This is a genomic window from Flavobacterium frigoritolerans, assembly GCF_025847275.1.
In the GTDB taxonomy this organism is placed as follows: Bacteria; Bacteroidota; Bacteroidia; order Flavobacteriales; family Flavobacteriaceae; genus Flavobacterium; species Flavobacterium frigoritolerans.
The window spans coordinates 325,552-345,637 of the sequence record NZ_JAOZEV010000004.1 but is presented as its reverse complement, the minus strand read 5'-3'; the positions used below and the strand labels follow the sequence as shown (position 1 = coordinate 345,637).

Annotated in this window: 17 protein-coding genes; 5 read left to right on the top strand and 12 right to left on the bottom strand. The window is 32.6% G+C overall.

Annotated elements, in window-relative coordinates:
• Window positions 1-94: 94 nt before the first annotated feature.
• Together OIU80_RS07970 and OIU80_RS07965 are read right to left on the bottom strand one after the other, a co-directional pair.
• Entirely contained in the window at window positions 95-1,330 is a 1,236-nt protein-coding gene (locus OIU80_RS07970) for an ABC transporter permease (protein ID WP_264286497.1), read from the bottom strand.
• Window positions 1,331-1,432: 102 nt separating this feature from the next.
• A complete protein-coding gene (locus tag OIU80_RS07965; RefSeq protein ID WP_264286505.1) occupies window positions 1,433-1,927 on the bottom strand; it encodes a YkgJ family cysteine cluster protein in 495 nt (164 codons plus the stop codon).
• A gap of 74 nt (window positions 1,928-2,001) precedes the next feature.
• Here OIU80_RS07965 and OIU80_RS07960 point away from each other — a divergent pair, with 74 nt between their 5' ends.
• Window positions 2,002-2,709 (top strand): class I SAM-dependent methyltransferase, encoded by a 708-nt coding sequence (locus OIU80_RS07960; protein WP_264286496.1) that lies wholly within the window; start codon window positions 2,002-2,004, stop codon window positions 2,707-2,709.
• A 15-nt stretch (window positions 2,710-2,724) separates the two neighbouring features.
• Window positions 2,725-3,273, top strand: a complete 549-nt coding sequence (locus OIU80_RS07955) for a YfiT family bacillithiol transferase (protein ID WP_264286495.1) — start codon at window positions 2,725-2,727, stop codon at window positions 3,271-3,273.
• A gap of 150 nt (window positions 3,274-3,423) precedes the next feature.
• On the opposite strand, the gene OIU80_RS07950 is transcribed toward OIU80_RS07955, so the two are convergent.
• From OIU80_RS07950 to OIU80_RS07915, 7 genes are all read right to left on the bottom strand, one after another.
• Window positions 3,424-4,056: a 7-carboxy-7-deazaguanine synthase QueE gene (locus OIU80_RS07950; RefSeq protein WP_264286494.1), complete on the bottom strand. Its 633-nt coding sequence runs from the start codon at window positions 4,054-4,056 to the stop codon at window positions 3,424-3,426.
• Window positions 4,057-4,158: 102 nt separating this feature from the next.
• Window positions 4,159-5,826, bottom strand: coding sequence for a tetratricopeptide repeat protein (locus OIU80_RS07945; RefSeq protein ID WP_264286493.1), 1,668 nt, complete (start codon window positions 5,824-5,826; stop codon window positions 4,159-4,161).
• Between the two features lie 16 nt (window positions 5,827-5,842).
• Window positions 5,843-6,763 carry a PstS family phosphate ABC transporter substrate-binding protein gene (locus OIU80_RS07940; protein WP_264286492.1) on the bottom strand — a complete coding sequence of 307 codons (921 nt, stop codon included), beginning with the start codon at window positions 6,761-6,763 and terminating at the stop codon, window positions 5,843-5,845.
• 232 nt (window positions 6,764-6,995) lie between these two features.
• Window positions 6,996-7,790 carry an energy transducer TonB gene (locus OIU80_RS07930; RefSeq protein WP_264286491.1) on the bottom strand — a complete coding sequence of 265 codons (795 nt, stop codon included), beginning with the start codon at window positions 7,788-7,790 and terminating at the stop codon, window positions 6,996-6,998.
• 39 nt (window positions 7,791-7,829) lie between these two features.
• Complete coding sequence (locus tag OIU80_RS07925; protein ID WP_264286490.1) at window positions 7,830-8,387, bottom strand: ExbD/TolR family protein; 558 nt, start codon at window positions 8,385-8,387, stop codon at window positions 7,830-7,832.
• 19 nt (window positions 8,388-8,406) lie between these two features.
• The gene (locus OIU80_RS07920; protein ID WP_264286489.1) at window positions 8,407-9,018 is read right to left on the bottom strand and encodes an ExbD/TolR family protein; all 612 of its coding nucleotides are present in this window, start codon (window positions 9,016-9,018) and stop codon (window positions 8,407-8,409) included.
• Between the two features lie 45 nt (window positions 9,019-9,063).
• Window positions 9,064-9,885 (bottom strand): MotA/TolQ/ExbB proton channel family protein, encoded by an 822-nt coding sequence (locus OIU80_RS07915; protein WP_264286488.1) that lies wholly within the window; start codon window positions 9,883-9,885, stop codon window positions 9,064-9,066.
• A 378-nt stretch (window positions 9,886-10,263) separates the two neighbouring features.
• Between OIU80_RS07915 and OIU80_RS07910 the strand changes: the two genes are divergently transcribed.
• Window positions 10,264-11,778 carry a DUF853 domain-containing protein gene (locus OIU80_RS07910; RefSeq protein WP_264286487.1) on the top strand — a complete coding sequence of 505 codons (1,515 nt, stop codon included), beginning with the start codon at window positions 10,264-10,266 and terminating at the stop codon, window positions 11,776-11,778.
• Between the two features lie 95 nt (window positions 11,779-11,873).
• Here OIU80_RS07910 and OIU80_RS07905 read toward each other — a convergent pair whose 3' ends face one another.
• Both OIU80_RS07905 and OIU80_RS07900 read right to left on the bottom strand, forming a co-directional pair.
• On the bottom strand, window positions 11,874-13,214 hold the full coding sequence (locus OIU80_RS07905) for an FAD-dependent oxidoreductase (RefSeq protein WP_264286486.1): 1,341 nt from the start codon (window positions 13,212-13,214) through the stop codon (window positions 11,874-11,876).
• Between the two features lie 262 nt (window positions 13,215-13,476).
• Entirely contained in the window at window positions 13,477-15,864 is a 2,388-nt protein-coding gene (locus OIU80_RS07900; RefSeq protein WP_264286485.1) for a penicillin acylase family protein, read from the bottom strand.
• Window positions 15,865-15,986: 122 nt separating this feature from the next.
• On the opposite strand from OIU80_RS07900, the gene OIU80_RS07895 reads away from it, so the two are divergent.
• Window positions 15,987-17,549: a hypothetical protein gene (locus tag OIU80_RS07895; protein ID WP_264286484.1), complete on the top strand. Its 1,563-nt coding sequence runs from the start codon at window positions 15,987-15,989 to the stop codon at window positions 17,547-17,549.
• A gap of 106 nt (window positions 17,550-17,655) precedes the next feature.
• Window positions 17,656-19,455: a hypothetical protein gene (locus OIU80_RS07890; RefSeq protein ID WP_264286483.1), complete on the top strand. Its 1,800-nt coding sequence runs from the start codon at window positions 17,656-17,658 to the stop codon at window positions 19,453-19,455.
• A gap of 109 nt (window positions 19,456-19,564) precedes the next feature.
• Here the strand turns inward: OIU80_RS07890 and OIU80_RS07885 are convergent, their stop codons facing one another.
• Window positions 19,565-19,999, bottom strand: coding sequence for a glycine zipper family protein (locus tag OIU80_RS07885; protein ID WP_264286482.1), 435 nt, complete (start codon window positions 19,997-19,999; stop codon window positions 19,565-19,567).
• Window positions 20,000-20,086 lie beyond the last annotated feature (87 nt).

Sequence of the window (20,086 nt, the reverse complement as noted above, 5' to 3'; positions counted from 1 at the left end):
GAAGCCCCTAGCCCTGATAACAGCGGAAATCCTTGGCCTTTTTCCTTTAAAAAGGGCAAGATTGAAGCGAATAGCAGGTAATAGCTCCTAGAAATTAATCAAATCGTATTGCTTTGACGGGAGAAATCTTCGTTATTATATATGAAGGAATCAATAACACCAGAAAACAAACTGTTATAGTAAGCAGATTCAATAATAATACATAACCCCAATTGAGATAAACTGGCGCTTGATTAACATAGTAGTTTTCTGGATTAAGCTGGACTACTCCAAAATGCTGTTGAATTAACAAAAGCGAAATCCCAATAAGATTCCCCCAGAACAATCCTCGCAATATAAGGTAGAGAGCATTATAAAGGAATATTTTTCGAATGACCCAATTATTAGCGCCTAATGCTTTTAAAATACCAATCATTTGTGTACGCTCCAATATTAAAACCAGCAATGCAACTACCATATTTATTGTTGCTACAACAATCATGATACCTAGAATAACTACTATATTAAAATCGAAGAGTTCTAACCAATCAAAAATATAACTATATTTCTCAATTATAGTTTTAGTATCGAGTGTTGATGAAGTTTGCTGGTAGATTTCTTCGCCTGTTTCCTTTATATTCTTAAAGTCTTTCAAAAAAACTTCAAAAGCTCCAACCTGATTTGGAGCCCATTTATTAATACGTTGTATATGGCGAATATCTCCTATTATATAGGTAGCGTCAAAATCCTGAAATCCTGAATTGAAAATTCCAGCAATTTTAAACCTACGAACATTTGGCAATTTATTCTGATCTTCTTTTATAAAAAATGTATTAAACTGATCCCCTACCTTTAGATTTAATCTGTCAGCAAGAAATCTAGATAGTAATACATCTTCATTAATAGTTTTGGAAAAATCTGGAACCCTTCCATCAACCAAATACTCCTTTATATTATTCCAATCGTAATCGCCGCCAACTCCTTTAAATATAATCCCTTCAAAAGCGGCTTCGGTTCTTATAATTCCTGCCTTACTTGCTATTGCCTGAATATGACTTACCTCTGGAACTGAAGTAAACTTAGGGTAGAAATCTTGTTTTATAGAAATCGGGCTAATGGTTACCTCAGATTGGTTATTATCGTAATTCGAAATAATTACTTGCCCATTGAATGCAGAAACTTTTTCGCGAATTTTTTGTTGCAATCCAATTCCTGTTGCTACCGAAACTAACATCATAATTATTCCGATTGCAATAGCCGAGATTGCAATTTTTATAATTGGTGCGGAAATACTGCTTTTATAATCTTTGGCAGTGATAAGTCTTTTGGCTATAAAATATTCTAGATTCAAATTGATTGGGTTGTCTTTTTATAAGTTCAAAAATACGTTTTAATAAGCAAACTTAAATTACTCGTAAAAACAATTACGAAATATTTAAGGCAAAAGACTTCCTTATAAAGGCATGCGCTTTTTCATGGCTTCGACAATATTAAATGCTGCCGGGCACATTGCTACGTTTTTAAGCGTTAAGTCTGAAATTTGCTGAAATTTTTTACGATCTGTATGCGGGAATTCACGACAAGCTTTAGGACGCACATCGTAAATCATACAGTAATTTTCATTATCCAAGAATGTACACGGAACACTTTGCAAAACATAGTCTTTGTCTTCATCTATTCGGAGATATTGCTCAATAAACTGTTGTGGCTTTTGTCGCAAATGTTTAGAGATACGCTCAATATCTGCAGCCGTAAATAACGGGCCTGTTGTTTTGCAACAATTAGCACATTTAAGGCAATCTGTTTTTTTAAATTCTGCATCATGTAATTCCTGCATTACATAATCTAGATTCTTAGGTTGTTTCTTTTTAAGCTTATCGAAATACTTTTTATTTTCGATATGCTTATCTTTGGCCAACTTAGTTAAGTTGTTTAAAATTTCTTTCAAGTTCAAGATTTAAAGTTGAACTGCAAAATTAAACAACTTTAAACTTGAAACCTTAAACTTTGAACTAAAATACAATGAAAGACCTTTTCGGGAAAGCAATGCTAGATTTCCAGACCAACAATTCGCCTGAAGATTTAATTACTGAAACTACCATCTCTGAAGCTGATGAAATGAGTGTTGCTTATTTATTTCGTTCCTTTGACGAAATGCCTAAAATCGAACAAAAAGCACTGGAACTTGCTAAAGAAAAAATACTTGATGTAGGTTGCGGAGCAGGAAGCCATAGTTTGTATTTGCAAAATGAGAAGAAACTTGACGTAACTTCTATAGACATTTCTGAAAAAGCTATCGAAACCTGTAATCTCCGCGGTGTAAATAATGCCAAAGTACAAGATGTATTAACTCTTGAAGGAGAAAAATACGATACAATTATTTCTTTAATGAATGGTGTTGGGATTTTTGGGAAGCTAGAAAATTGCAATAAATTTTTATCTAAGCTAAAATCACTCTTAAATCCTGGTGGACAAATTTTACTAGATAGCTCAGATATTATATATATGTTTGACGAAGATGAAGATGGCGGAAAATGGATTCCATCTGACACTGAATACTATGGAGAAGTTATTTTTAACATCTCTTATAAAGGAGAAAAAGAATCTGCTTTTGAATGGCTATACCTAGATTATAACACACTTCAAAATGCCGCCACAGCAAATGGCTTTAAATGCGAACTTGTTTTAGAAGGTGAACATTATGACTATTTAGCTAGACTTACTGTTTAAACAAATAAACTAAAAATGGAAAATTTAGATTTAGAGAAATTAAAATACCCAATTGGAAAATTTATAGCACCCGATACTTATACTCCAAATTATATTTCGAACAAAATCGAAGAGATTTCTTCTTTTCCTGAAAGATTAAAAAAAGAAGTCATTAATTTATCCGACGAACAACTTGACACCTCATACCGACCAGAAGGATGGACCGTAAGACAACTCATTCATCATTGTGCCGAAAGTCATATGAATTGCTTTATAAGAATAAAATGGGCTTTGACCGAAGACAATCCAATAATAAAAGCATATCATGAAGATCTATGGGCTGAATTACCTGACAATCTAACAATGCCAATACAACCAACATTGTCTTTACTCGAGGGTTTGCATTTTCGCCTAGGCTATATCTTGAAAAATCTTTCTAAGGCTGATCTTGAGAAAACATTTACTCATCCTGAAAATAATTCAATAGTTTCTCTTAAACAGATAATCGGAACTTATGCCTGGCATGGAAATCATCACTTGGCCCATATTACAACTTTGAAGAAACAAAAAGAATGGCAACCCTAAAAAGACATTAGTAACTAAATACAAACTGAAACTTTTTTACTCAATGCGTGTACTTTTTACCCATATTGTCTTTTATATAATTCTATAATAAAAACAAAAGCCTTTTCATGTACGAAAAGGCTTTTGTTTTATTATAAATATTCCCCTTTATTAAGGAATATTTAAATATTTATGGGTCTGAAGTGATACTCTCCATTTTGGATTATTCATAACATACTCAACAATAAGTGGTGTCATTTCTTCTTTCTTACTCCATTCTGGCTGAAGAAACAATATTGCATTACCATTTACCAATTCAGCTTGCTCTTCGGCAAAGATAAAATCATGTTTATTATAAATAATTACCTTTAACTCATGGGCATTATCATAAACTGTCTGTGTAGGCAATTTATTCTTTTTTGGCGAGAGACAAATCCAATCCCACGTCCCTGTAAGCGGATAAGCTCCTGAGGTTTCGATATGGACTTTCAAATTTTTATTTTTCAATTCCCTCGTCAGTACAGTCATATCCCATGTTAATGGCTCACCTCCTGTAACAACAACTGTATCAGCTTCTTTACTTGCATTCTTTACAATTAAATCAACACTTGTTGGCGGATGCAATTCTGCATTCCAGCTTTCTTTAACATCACACCAATGACAACCTACATCACACCCTCCAATACGGATAAAATAAGCTGCAGTTCCTGTATGAAATCCTTCTCCCTGAATCGTGTAAAATTCTTCCATCAAGGGTAACATCGCACCTTTATTTACTTCTAATTGTATTTCTTTTGATAACATTACTAAAATTTAAAGTGCAAAGATAGTCAATAAAAAATGGAACAATAAAAAAACCGACAACTCAAAGAGCTACCGGTTTTAAAATAGTATTAATCTTTAAAATTATTTTAAAGTATTCAAAGACTGTGTTGCGTATGCATTAGTAGGATCCAATGCTAACGTTTTATTGAAATACTCAATTGCTTTTGCTTTATCTGTATTTGCATAACTTGCTGCTATATTGTTGTAAGCTTCTACAAATTTTGCTTTAACTGCTGGTTTAGCAAGCTCTTCAGCTCCCTTTTCAGTAGATTTTGCAATATACTCTTCGTAGTTCTTTGTCATCACTTCATCATTTTCAAGCAATCTGTTTGTTCTTGCTCTGTAAAGGTAAGCCTCTTGATATGTTGGTGAAGCTGTAAGTACATTTACAAACGCAGCATCTGCTTTTTGCAAAGCAATTGCATCTGGCTTAACATTAGTTTTATTGTTATCATAGAATATAGACAATCCATAATAAACATTATCATCTAAATAAGTTGTAGACTCTGGAACTTTAGTACCAAATTCAAAAAGTGTAGCCGCTTCTTTATATAGTTTTTTACCAAACAATACTTTTCCAAGATCTCCTAAATCCTGAACTGCCAAAGGCTCCATTGCTACTGCTTTTCTGATTTCTACTAAACCTGCTTCGAATGCAGCTGGATCAATTGTAGCTCCATCAGCACTTGTTCCTTTTTTAATTTTTGCAAATCCTAAGTACAAGTAATCTTTTGCAATAATTTTATTATTCGGGTTTTTAGTATAATCTTCCAAAGATTTAATAGCAACATCTACATTACCATTTTCATAAGCAGCATATCCTAAATATCTGAAAATTCTTGGATTAACTTTATCCAACTTAATCATTTCATTAGCTTCTTTTTCTAATGCTTTGTAGTCTTCTACTAAGATTAAGAAATCTGCATGACGCATTCTTGAATGAATAGAATAATCTGTAAGACTTAAATATTTCTCGTAATTAGTAATTGCTTTTTGGTAATTAGCTTCTCTTGTAGATGGCTTATTTCTTGCCCATTTGTAATATGTTTCAGCTAATTCTCTGTAAACAGGACCATAATTAGCATCTAAAGCGATAACTTCATTAAAAGCTTTAATAGCCTCATCATATGATTTTGCTCCTTTTAACAAAACTCCAAGTTGCATTTTTGCTCTCAACAAAGTAGGATCTGCTTGGAATGCGTTACGATATGATTTGTAAGCTTCATTTTGATTATTATCTCCATAATATGCATCACCAAGTGCCAAAAGCACTTGAGCATTTTGTGGATCTAATGCCAATGCACGGTTTAAAGTAGTTAAAGCATTTTTGTAATCTGGATTAACAGAATTCATATACGCTCTACCAATGTAGATAAACTCTTCTACATCTTTTCTTTTCATCGGCTTTATAGCTGTAGCAAAATTAGCTTGAGCTGCCGCTGTATTTTTATTATCTAAATCTAATTGACCTAAACCAATATAACCAAGATTAGCACGGCTTGACGCCGCTACACTATTAAGATAATATATCTTAGCTGAGTCAGCAACTTGTTGACTTAAGTATACATTACCCAATATAAATGGAGCTTCACCATCTGTTGGTTTAGCTTTAATAATTGATTGTAGAACTGTTTTTGCCTTTTCAAATTGCTCTGCATCGATAGCTTTTTTAGCCTGGCTTATATCTTGCGCATAAGCTCCCGCAGCAGTGGCCATTAATGCAACACTAAAAATTTTAAATTTATTCATCTCTATTATAATTAATTTATTCTTTTTCTTTAATAATTTCATTTCTAATATTGAGCTTTCTTCCTGGAACTCGTATTGGTAATAATCCAGATTTTAGAATTATTCTTTGTCCAATATCCCCTCCAACAAAAGAAGCGAACCCTATACCTAATCCAGAGTATCCCTGACAATTTATAATATACAAATCACGTGCCAAAGGATAAGTCTCTTCTGCTATGTTGTTTTGAGTTGGAGCAATAAATTTATCGCTTTTAAGTCCTTTTACGCTCAACACATTTATTTTAGCTACAAAATCTTTTAATTCAGGAGATGGTTGTGATAACCAATTTACTCCAACAACTCCGATCATTCCCTTATTTTCGGACACGAATTTAATTACTTCTTCATTCGTTTTAAATGAAAAAACACCTTCTTTAGGAATATCTTTAACTCCTGCCAACGTTTTTAAATATCGTACTGTGCTCGAGTTTGGATTATCAAAGACTAACCCTTTGATATTTGCTTCGGGTTTACCTTGCATAAAATTAATTATACTTTTCAACGCAATTAAAGTATCATTATTGCCTTTGTTCGAAATAAATGCAATTGCATCTATAGCAACTGGTGTTACTTTAGGTACTATTTTCTTTTTATTAAAAACTTCTCTCTCTTCTTTAGTTAAATCTCTTGCAGTAAAAGCAACTGTAGCTTTTTGATTTAATAAATCATTAATAATCTCAGCTTCAGATTTTGGCTTAATAGTAATTTTTGCATCGTAAGTCCCTTCAAAAACGGCTACCTGATCCTCAACAATGGGAACCAATGTTTCGTCCACTGCAATATCCATAGTTCCTTTAAGTATCGTTTCTTTTTCTTCTTTACTCTTATCTTTCTGATTACAAGTAACGAACAAGAAACCAAACATCACTAATAACAAAATTTTACTATTCTTAAGCATGCCTAATCTGTATTTGAATTAAAAAATCTAACAAATCTTATAAACGAATATACAATTAATAATATACCAAAAGCAACTCTGTACTTATATTCCATCGCAATTGGTAAAGTTTTCCAAAAAATAATCGCTAAACCTATCACGAAATACATTAGGAAGAAGAACATTCCTAAAACAAGAAGAAATCGCTCTTTTAGCGATTTCTTCTTAATATTATCAAGCAGTTGTTTCAACATTAGTCTGCAGATTGGATAGTAATAGGAAGAGAGTACAATACTCTAACTTTCTTACCATTTTGCTCACCAGGGTTCCATTTTGGACATTTCTTTAAAACTCTAATCGCTTCGGTTCCTGTTCCATAACCTATATCTCTTAAAACTTTAATGTCGGTTAATGAACCGTCTTTTTCAACTACGAAAGTAACATATACTTTACCTTTTAATCCTTCTTCTTCTGGAGTTCTATAATTATTTCCTACGAATTTGTAGAATTTCTCAATTCCTCCAGGGAATTCTGGTTTAACTTCGATACCAGCAGTGTTATACACTTGGTTATCTTCTTCTACTACTGCCGCAGTTCCAGTACCTACTGGTTCTACAGTTAATACTGCATCTGGGTCTCCTTTAATAGTTTCAGCACCAATTTTTTTCTCTTTAAGCTCCACTAATTTTGGTGGCTCTTCAGTTACTTCATCAGCTTTTGCTACAACCGGCTTCACAAACTTCACTTGATCCACTTTTGGTGGTGGTGGTGGAGGTGGTGGAAGATTAGGTTTTACCTCCTCTTTTTTAGGCGGTAACTTTACAGTGGTAATCTTAATATCCTTATTTGCTTCCTCTGTTTTAGAATCTGGCAAAAGGCTCGCAATAACTGGCGCAGCAATAAGAAGCGAAAAAATAACAGATCCAATGATAAGTGCTCTTACCGTAGTCTTTTGGTTAGATTTTCTTAACTCATATGCACCATATATCTTATTACGCCCTTCGAATACGATATCAAGCCACTGGTTTTTTATAATATCTAATTTCATTTTTCTTGATTATTAGGGTGTTAAAAGATAAGATTGCTCTTATTTTTTATCTACCAATTTTGTTTCCTCTGGTGAAAAATCATTAACAATCGCATAGGTTTCTACACCAGTAATAGCCATTTCATCCAAAATATCAACCAAATTTCGATAAGTAGATTTTTTAGTCGGTTTAATGATTACAATAATCCCATTTTTTGGTTTACCAATTCCAGCAGAATATTCTAAAACAGATTTTTTTCTGCTTAACAATTCTTTACGAATCCCGTCTTTACCATAAGCAATTTCTTTAGGTCCAGCGATAGGAGTTGCTAACAATCCCATATAATAAGTTAATTTATTATCGTCTCCTAACAACAAAGTCATTGTACGATTTTCATCAACTTTTATATCATTCTTATCTTTAGGATCTTTCTCTTTATCTGGCAACCCCAAGCTCATCGATTGAGGCTTTGACAACGTTGTGGTAAGCATAAAGAATGTGATCAATAAGAAAGCTAAATCCACCATCGCAGTTAAATCTACTTTTGCGTTTTGCTTTTTACTTCTTACTTTACCACCTTTCCCGCCTCCACCGTCGCCGGTATTTAATTCAGCCATTTTAGTGTATGTTTTTTAATTAAAAGTCTTTTCCTCTCAAACCAGTAACCAAGTTAAAGGTATTGATTTTTTGATCTTGCAAGATGTCCATCACTTTACGAATCGCAGGATATTCTTCCTTTGCGTCACCTTTTATAGCGAATTGCAATTCTTTATCAGCAACTTCAATATTAGCAATACGTGCATTGTAAATCCATTCTTTTAACTGATTATCTAAAGAATCTTTAGGAATACCAGGTTGACCAGCTTTACTTCTATCAGCCGCTTTCATTTCAATGATTTGTTTCAAACTTGTAATCGGAACTCCAAATCCTTCCATCAAAGAAAATTCAGTTTTATCATCATCAGTAAAAGCTACACCGTATTTATCTGACATTAGCTCCAAAGTTCTTCTACGAACTTCTCTTCCTTTCAAATCAAAAAATACTTTTCCTTTTCCTATTGTAATTGTAGCTAAATCCGTTTCAGGTAATTTAGTTTGTACAGTAGATGAAGGCGTGTCTACAGGAAGTGCCTCAGGCACTTTTGCAGTAGCAGTCAAAATAAAGAATGTCAACAAAAGAAACGCAACATCACACATGGCAGTCATGTCCGTAGACATTGACTTTTTTTTCATTTTTATTTTTGCCATTATCTTTTATTTTTAAATTTAGCAATAATCATGCTAAAAAATTATTTATTGTCTTAAACTTCCTCTGAAATGTCTGTAAGTATTTACGATAGTCGTACCTGCTTCATCAATAGAGTAAGTCAAATCATCAATTTTAGATGTAAAGAAGTTGTAAGCAATAATTGCAAAGATAGAAGTACTAATACCAGTTGCAGTATTTACAAGTGCCTCAGAAATACCATTTGCAAGTGCAGCTTGATCAGGAGTACCTGTAGAAGCTAACGCGCTAAATGCTTTAATCATACCAGATACTGTTCCTAACAATCCTCCTAATGTACCCAAAGATACTAAAGCTGAGATAATTGTCATGTTTTTCTCTAACATTGGCATTTCTAATGAAGTTACCTCTTCGATTTCTTTGTGAATAGTTTCTGAAGCTTCTTCACTGTTGAATCCTTCTTTTTTAACTTCTTGGTATTTAATTAAAGCTGATTTAATTGCATTTGCAACTGAACCTTGTTGTTTGTCACATGAAGCGATAGCTGCATCGATGTTACCTTCTTTAATGCTTCCTTGTACACTTTTCATAAATTTATCCAAGTTTACTTTTCCAGCAGCTTTAGAGATAACTGTATATCTTTCAATAGAAAATACAAGAACCATTAACAACATACCTAACAAAATCGGAACGATAATACCTCCATGGTAAACCATACCTAATATATTTAATGGATGCCCTTCAACAGTACCACCTTCAAAATTCGAAGGAGATCCCATTAAGAAATTCCAAATACACCAACCCACAAAAATACATGCTGCAATAATCAATCCTGACACCATTCCTCCGCCATTTGAAGTACTTTCCTTTTTAACTTTAACGTTTGCCATTTTTTTTAATTTTAATAGTTTTAAATAATTTTTATTTTTTAGTTATAATAAACTTGTAGTGGAGCAAATTTATATTTTTAGTTTAAATAAAAAAACTTTTTTCAGTTTTATTCCAATTAATTTAACCTAAACACAAAATTATCTAATCGTATTAATTGAATTTTAGATAAAATCGAAGTTAAAAAATAATTATTTATAATAAAATTTACAACGTTTTAGTAAAAAGAAACACAATCTGCCAAAATCTTCATGATATGTTAAGAAAATATTTTTTACTTTTATTTTTAACAAAAACAGATTTTTTTTACGCTAACATCTCTGAATTAAACGATTTAAGAAAAAAACGATATCTTGCAACTGAATTAATGTTACATAAATATGAGCCAAAAAGACGAATTTATTCAAAGTATAAATGATGGTTATCAAACCAAGGGAGAAAGTATTATTCTTGGTGGAGCTATCTATGATGGTGAGCCTCTGAATGCACACGTAAAAATACCTTTAAAGACATTAAATCGTCACGGATTAATTGCTGGGGCTACAGGAACTGGAAAAACAAAGACAATTCAGGTATTATCTGAGCAACTTTCTCTAGCTGGAATCCCTGTCTTAATGATGGATATAAAGGGTGATTTTAGTGGTATTGCAAAAGAAGGGGAAGAAAAACCCTTTATTACTGAGCGTCATGCTAAAATTGACATTCCGTATAAAACGTCACAATTCCCTGTAGAATTAATGACTCTTTCTGAGCAAAGCGGAGTGAAATTACGCGCTACTGTTTCAGAATTTGGACCTGTTTTATTTTCTAGAATACTAGGATTAAACGACACACAATCGGGTGTTATCTCTGTGATTTTTAAATACTGTGATGATAACAAAATGCCTTTACTTGACTTAAAAGACATTAAAAAGGTCATTAATTATATTACTGAAGAAGGAAAAGACGAAATTGCAGCTAGTTATGGTAAAATATCTACTGCTACAACTGGAACAATCTTAAGAAAGATAATCGAGCTTGAACAGCAAGGAGCAGATATCTTTTTTGGCGAATTATCATTCGAAATTGATGATTTAATGCGTATCGATGAAAACGGAAAAGGATATGTAAATATCATTCGTTTAACAGATATTCAGGATAAACCTAAATTGTTCTCAACTTTTATGCTTAGCCTTCTCGCAGAGATATACCAACAAATGCCAGAGAAGGGCGATGTTGACCAGCCTGAACTAGTCATTTTTATAGACGAAGCGCATTTAATCTTTAATGAAGCCAGCAAAGTATTATTAGAGCAGATTGAGACTATTGTAAAACTTATTCGTTCAAAAGGTGTTGGGGTTTATTTTGTAACTCAAAACCCAATGGATGTTCCGAGTGGTGTTTTAGCTCAATTGGGATTAAAAATTCAGCATGCTCTGAGAGCTTTTACTGCAAATGACAGACAAGCTATCAAAAAAACTGCCGACAACTATCCTACATCTAAATATTACAAAACTGATGAACTGCTTACAAGTTTAGGTATCGGAGAGGCTTTGGTAACTGCATTAAACGAAAAAGGTGTTCCAACACCATTGGTAGCAACTATGATGCGAGCCCCAATGAGCAGAATGGACGTACTAACAGAAAGTGAAATCCAGGAAATCAATCAGAAATCAAAATTAGTTAAAAAATATAGTGAGGTAATCGACCGCGAAAGTGCTTACGAAATGCTAACCAAAAAAATTAACGATGCTGAACAAGCTGCTTCCTCACAAGAAGAAGAGAAATCTCTGAGGAAAACAAGCAATGAACCTAGTACTGCAAGTGTCGTTGGCAAATCAGTATTAAAAGTAGTAACTAGCGCTACCTTTATAAGAGGTGTATTTGGCGTTTTATCAAAAATGTTCAAGAAGTAAGAAACAATCACAATATCAATGTCAAAAATCAATTACAATTTTAAATTGCAAATACTATTGATTTTTTACATTGATATTGATTTTTTATATTGTAATTATTTTTGCAACAACTCCAGAATCTTATTTTCTATTTCAGGAGTGTTCCAAATGTTTTCTATATTCTCCATTCTTAAAACTTCTTCCATAATCGTATTTTGGAGATCTCCAATTGCCAGTGCTTCGGCATAAGGGCGTTCACTAAAAGTAACACGACTATAAAGCGGAATCCATTTATCTGGATACTTATCTGAAAAAGCTTTTTCTATCTTTTTTTGCAATAAGAATTTTTCATCGGCAGTTTTGGTACTCATTTCCATAAAATTGCGATACGAAAGTTCTGCAATTGCATCTGCATTTGGTTTACGTGAAATTTCATATTCAGAGAAAACCGTCTTCCAATCGTCTCCGTATTTAAGCATCATTTCATATAAAACCGTTATATCTTCAAAACCAGCATTCATTCCCTGTCCATAAAAAGGTACAATCGCATGACAAGCATCTCCTATTAAGGCAATTTTATCGCTATAAGTCCAAGGAAAGCATTTCATTGTTACCAATGTACTTGTGGGATTATTAAAGAAATCTTCGGCTAATTTTGGTATAACCTCTATAGAATCTGGGAAGTTTTTCTCAAAAAAGTCTTCAACCTGTTTTCTATCCTTTAGCGAATCAAAAGAATTTTCTCCTTCAAAAGGCATAAATAAAGTACATGTAAAACTACCGTCCAAGTTAGGCAATGCAATAAGCATATATTCCCCACGTGGCCAAATATGAAAAGAGTTTTTATCTAGTTTATGTGTTGCATCTGGATTTGCAGGAATATTTAATTCTTTATATCCCATATTCAAAAATTCTTGCGAATAATTAAACATGCTTTGACGTTGCATACGATGACGAATTCTTGAGAAAGCTCCATCAGCTCCAAAGACCATATCGTATTTTTTTTCTTCCCACTCTCCTCTTTCTGTTTCTCCAATATGTAATGTAGCATCGCTTAATGTGACATCCCATATTTTTTGTTCAAAGAAGAACTCAGCTCCAGCATTTTCTGCTAAATCAATCATTTTGCGATTCAGCGTTCCTCTTGAAATTGAATAAATACTTTCGCCTTCTTGACCGTAATTCTGAAAATTAAGTTTATCCACTAAATGTATGGCTCTTTTATCCATCGGAATAGCAATCTCACGAACGGCATCTCCAACACCAACACCATCGAGTGCTTTCCATCCTCGATTGGACATAGCTAAATTTATCGATCGCCCTGAAAAATTAATTTTACGAATATCTGGGCTTCGATCATAAACATGAACTTCATGCCCTTCTTTTTTAAGGTAAATTGCCAACAATGAGCCAACTAATCCAGAACCTACAACAGCAATTTTAAGTGGAGTTTGCATTAAAGAAAAAATGTAATTATACGAATCGTAAAAATAAGTATATAATCTATAGAATAGGCTATAAATCAAAGAAATGTTTGGGCATGCCCTTCCCAAAAGGTCAGGTCAGGCTTTTCGCTACAAATGAAATTCACTGAACTCCAATAAATATTAACTTGTGAAGTAATCTTTTTTTTGTTCCTCAAAAAAGGATTTTCACTTCAATCTTTCACGCAATCAATTACATAATGTAATAAATCAAAACACAAAACCTTGCATTTTTCTATTTAGGCTTAAAAATCAACTTAGTAGACGTTTTTATAATTTCATCTTTGTTTAATTTCATTTTTCGGAACTTTCCTGCATTATAAAGTTCTGTCTGATCTGTATAATGTTTACTAAAGGGGTTTCCTGATTGTCCAGTTGGCAAAATACTCCAACTATTTTCTATATCCGAAAAATCAATAACTCTTCTTGTCGATGGACCACCTTTTACATCATAAATTCCTTTATCTGTAAAATCAAAAAATTGATTATTAATTACTTCCGACGATCCCGAAACTGCAAAAGGTCCTGCGTTAAATATACCTCGTAAAGCAGCTACTTGCCCTAATGGATGATGATACTCTACTGTATGTACCTTTTCCCATTTCCAATCTTGAACATTATTCCCCAATTGTTTTTCTAAAGCTGCAACAGCTTCATGAAATGATTTTATCAAAATCTCTCTCTTAGTTTCTTTTACATCTTTGGTTAATATATTATCCCACCAAATTGAGTTTTCATTCTGTATTTGTTTTGCTATAATTTGTTTTACAAGATGCGTCTCTAATAAATTTTTAAAATTTGCTTCTCCCAATTCATCTTCAAAGGTGTTTTTTAAATATGCATACACCCATTTATTGTAAATCGTAGGCGCTACATCTTGCACATTATTGGTTCCTTTCCAATCTTTAAGAATTGATGACGCCTGCTTTTCATTTGCTGTAAGCGACTCATTTTTCACATTCAAAAGTAAATTCTGAACCACTGTTGGAGCAACTGAAGACGTATTATCAAAAATCATTTTACTAATCGCTTCTTTATCCCAATCTGATTTTGCATCAAGTAATTGCGTAATTCTTTTGGCGCGATCTTCGGGTAAATAATATCCTGGATATAAAAATCCATCAATAGCTTCTGGCTGGTTATTTGCTGAATATACATAACCCCATTTTGGATTCTCAGCTGACGGGTTTTTGGAGAAATCCAAATATTCAACAATATCCTCTTTACCACTTGCTCCATCAAGAATAAAATTAGGATTTACTCCTTTATTGTGTTTGTATAATGTTCCTGTTGCCCACCATCCTACATTACCTTTTGCATCACCATACATTACATTTAATCCAGGAGCAGCAATAAGTCCAACTGCTTTCTTAAAATCATTTTTATTTTTTGCATGTGAAATACCGTAAACAGCATCTAGAATTTTTATTGGCTGCTGTGTATAAATCCAAGACATTGCTATTGGTTTATTGCTGCTCTTCAAATCTTCTATTAAGCCATTCATAACAGGGCCATGTCGACTTATTTTTACATTTACAACAACATCTGATGAATCTTTGACTTTTATAATTTTTTTTCTGGTCTGGTATTTTTCAAAACCATTTGGTGTTTTATACTGATTAGTGTCCCCTTGTTTATCTTCTTCTTGATAAAAGTCAATATCATCGTTTTCAAACATTGTTAATCCATAGGCATAATCTCTATTATGTCCTAATAAAGGATATGGTGTTCCTGCCAAATAACATCCATACAATTCAAAATCTGGAGTTACTATATGAGCCTCGTACCAAGTTCCTGGCTGTGAAAATCCGATATGCGGGTCATTGGCAAAAATAACTTTACCATTTTTTGTTTTCTGAGGAGCTATTACCCAGCTATTACTCCCTATAAAAGGCGGAATAGGGGATTTTTCAAGAAGCGAAGCAACCGATTTTGAAATCGCTGCAAATTCTTCAGGGTTCTCTTTTGCACTTCTTATTTGTGTGGTATTAAATTCGCCATTTAAACCTAAATCTTTTAAATATTCATTTCCATATTTATTACGAATATCAGTCATTAAAGGATCTGTCTTTTGAGCCATTGCAAAACTGAAAGACATATATCCGAAAATATTATAAACGTCTTTTATTGTGAATTTTTCTTTTTTCACGCCAACCAACTGAAATTCTATTGGTGTAACTCCTTCATCCATATATTGGTTAATCCCATCCAGATAAGCCATTGTTAATTGGTAACTCGGACTATTTTTATCTAATTGCGCGATTGCTTTAGCCGAAGCCTCTTCTATTCCCAATCCAGAAAAAAACTTGTCATTTTTTAACATTACCGAACCAAAAATTTCAGACAAACGTCCTGATGCAATACGACGCATCAACTCCATTTGCCACATACGATCCTGAGCATGTACATATCCCAAAACAGTCATGGCTTCTTTTTGAGAATTGGCATAAATATGAGGTACTCCAAAGTCATCAAAATATACCGTTGTTTCTTTTTGAATGTTTTTCAGTTTTACTTCTCCTTCATATTTGGGTTTTAAATGAAAAATATAAGTACATAAACCGATTCCTAAAACAACAAGCAATAAGAATAAAACAAACAGTAGTTTTTTGATTTTTTTCATGTTTCTAAATTGTATAAATAAATATTTTAACGAAATGTATTATTATTAAAATCACAATTGTATCTAAAAGTTATTCCTTTTAAGTCTTTAAATTTATATATTTAAAATAAAATATGCACTAAATGTCTTTAAATAAAAAAATAATCATAGGAATCGTTTCCTTTTTAGCCTTCTTGTTTTTAATAAATTCAGGGCTAAATTTTTGGGTAAAAAAACAGCTTCCTAAAATCATTCAGGACAATAATAAAACGCCATATCAAATTACATATGAAGATATAAAAATTGATCTCTGGTCAGCAGATATCTACGCCTCTAACATTGTTATCAATCCAAAAAACGCCCCTAAAGATAGTGCTACCAAAATTGGAATTTATTCTAAAATCGGTACAGTCGCTATAACTGATTTTAGTATTTGGAATCTCATATTTAATGATGTTTTACGCGCAAAAAGCATCACAATTGATCATGCTCGAGTAATCTTATACAAAAACGATGAAAAGGCAATCGACAATAGCAATAGCATCCGTACACAAGTAATCGAACCTTTTCAAAAAATTATTATTGTTTCTAATATCTATCTCAATAAAACGAGTTTAGATATTATGTCTACCAAAACAAATAAACCCATTTTATACACTCGAAATATCGCCATTGTATTAGAAGGAATTATTATCAATGATGAAACTCTTAAACAGAAAATTCCTTTTTCATATCAAAAATACGCTCTAAATTGTGATAGCATATATTACAAACCCAATCCGTTTTATACCATTAATGCTTCGCAAATAACAACTAATAATCATTCTTTAAAAGTAAAAAACTTCAGTTATATTCCTTTATTTTCCCGCCATCAATTTGTACAGAAAATAACAAAAGAAAAAGACCTTTTCACCATAAAAGCTGCAGATATAAATGTCAATTCGATGAATTGGGGATTTAAAAACGATGTGTTTTTCTTTAATGCAAATTCACTTGTTCTGGATTATGTTGATGCCAATATCTATCGAAATAAAATACCCGAAGATGATTTAAGCAAAAAACCATTATATAATGCCTTGCTTCGAAATATTCCGTTTCCTTTAAAAATTGACACCCTCTCCGTTAGAAATTCAAAACTAGTTTATGAAGAAGAAATCAATTTTCAGAAAGGTCCTGCAATATTAACTTTTAGTCGTTTTAACTTAAACGCCACGAATCTTCAGAGTGGATTTGGTTTAAAAAAAGCAGCCGACTTAGACATTAAAGTTAATTGTCTTTTTATGAAAAACTCTCCTTTAAGAATACACTGGACATTAAATGTATTAGATAAAAACGATAGTTTTCATATAAAAGGAACTATTGCAAAATTTGACGTTCAGGCAATGTATGCTTTTACAAAACCATATACTAATACTTCGTTTAAAGGCACTTTTGATGATTACCATTTTGATATTACCGGAAATGATAAGAAAGCAACAGGTAATGCCAGCTTAAAATACAAGGACTTAAAAATTACTTTATACAAAAAGAAAAACCCTGAAAAAGAAGCAAAATTAAAGAGCTCCCTAGCTAATTTAATTCTTAAAAAAGACTCTGATAATGAAGCTAAAAAGACCCAAATAGAATTAGATCGAATTCAGGAAAAGTCTTTTTATAATTTTTTATGGAGATCTATAGCAGAATCTTTCAAGAAGATTTTGATTTGATTATCTAAAAAAAAACTTAACCCACTATAAACATGACATATATCAGTTTTTAAATAAAATTATTTTACAACATTTGTCACTTATTAAATTTTTACAATAATAGCAAATGACAAAAATCCCTATACACTCTTTTCATATTCCTGTAATGGGACTCGCTTATACTATTGACAGTCCGATTCGAATAGCTAAATATGGTATTTCATCGGTAATTTCGATTGCTGATGATGAATTAATTGAAAAGATGACTGCTTTTTATTCTGAAAAATTCAATTCTTCTTATCAGGAAATAAGCCAAAAAATTCACGATTACAGAGCTAAACGTATTACAACCTACTTAAACTTAGTGGACAAAATCGTGAAGCAAAAATTTGAAAGTTTTAAAACCGAATTATCTGAAAGCAAACAAGCTTTAGAGAACTACATCTCGATGTTACCTAATAGTTCTGAGATAAAAAAAGGGATTTTAAACTTAATGGAAGATGGTATTTCTTTTAAAGAAAACATCCAAAATTACATCGAATCACATCTTTCTGCTGGTGCGATCGATGTAAATATAATGACAAAACTAGATAAAGATAATTTTATCAAAGACGAACAATTACCTATTGAATTTAATGACGCTCATGCAGCCCTTCGCGGTTTTGCTAACAGCAATCTAGAATCTTCTTTAGTTCTTTCTGCAGGTATGAATCCTAGATTGTATAGTTACTTTGAGAATTTTCCGGATTTTTTTCCAAATAGCAATAATGAGCTTAAAAAGAAAATCATACTTAAAGTAAGTGACTTTAGATCAGCAATGATTCAAGGTAACTTTTTGGCAAAAAAAGGACTATGGGTTTCTGAATATCGTATTGAATCAGGATTAAATTGTGGTGGGCATGCATTTGCTACCGAAGGTTTATTACTAGGTCCTATCTTGGAAGAATTCAAGCAGAAAAAAGACCAATTGATTCAATCTGCTCATGATTTAATGGTAAAAGCATTACAGCAAAAACAATTTTTAGTTCCCGAAAATCCTTTACCTCTTAGAATCACTGTACAAGGAGGTGTAGGAACTGCTGAAGAACACGAATTCTTGTTAGATAATTATAGCGTAGATTCTGTAGGTTGGGGAACTCCTTTTTTACTAGTTCCAGAAGCAACATCTGTTGACCAGTCTACTCGGAACTTATTAATGAAAGCCCAAGAAGAAGATTTATATTTAAGTCATATTTCTCCTTTAGGCGTACCATTTAATACCTTAAGAGGAACCTCTAACGAAATTCTTAAACAAAAACGTATTCACGATAATAAAGCTGGAAGTTCTTGCCCAAAGAAATTCTTAGCATTGAGTAAAGAATACGACCCAAAAGGAACTTGTTCGGCTTCCAAAAAATACCAAGATTTAAAATTGGCCGAATTAGAAACTATAAAAAATACTGTCTCTCCTGAATCTTTTGAAAGATCAAAAGCTGCTATTACCGAAAAATCATGTTTATGTGTCGGACTAGCAAACGCTTCTTATATAGAGAACGATATTAAAATAAAAGGACAGGCTCAAGGTGTTGTTATATGCCCTGGTCCAAATATGGCCTATTTTGACCAAGAAGTATCTTTGAATGACATGGTGCAACACATTTACGGAAACAAGTCTGTTATACGTGTTACAAATCGTCCGAATTTATTTGTGAAAGAATTAAAGATGTATCTGGATTATTTTAAGAAAGATATCGAAAATATTTCGGCAGAAATAACAGCTGCACAAACTAAAAAATTACAAGCTTTTAAAGACAATCTTTTAAGCGGAATTGCATATTACGAAAATCTGCTTGCAGCTTCTTCTTATTTTAAAATGGACAAAGAAAATATTCAAAATCAATTTAATGATTATAGAACGAAGCTTATTGCTATAGCTATTCCAGTGTAAGAGAGTTACTACCATTTCTTTATTACACAAAAAACCACCTCTAAAATTAATCTGAGGTGGTTTTTCTATTTGAATATAACTAACACTTATTCTAAGAATAGTGGTCTCTCTATTCTTTTTTCTTCTTTCCGTCTATAATTGCTCCAGTTCCTGCACCTACACCAGCACCTGCTAATCCTCCTATTATTGCACCTTCGCCTTTTTTCTTACTGATAATTGCTCCTGTAACTGCTCCTACTCCAGCACCAATTACAGCCCCTTTTGCAGTCGAACTCCATCCTTTTTTCTTTGGTGCAGCCGCAGCAGCTGGCGCTTGCTGATTTACAACAACTACCTTTTGAGGTACTGCTTCTGCTTGAGCTTTCTCATTTTCTTCCTTAACTTTTGCCATCTCTGTTTTCATCGAATCAATAACTTTTTGCTTATTGATTTCAACCTTCATAGAGTCAATACTCGCTTGTTTAGCTTTTTGAATATCCATCTTCCCTTGATTCTGACACGAGATAATCGCAAAAGAGAATACTATTAAATATAATGTTTTCATGATTCTAAATTTTAGGTTTTTATAACATAACAAAGTAAAGTTTAAACTTTTTGTATGCAATTACATAATTTCAAGAGATCGTTATAA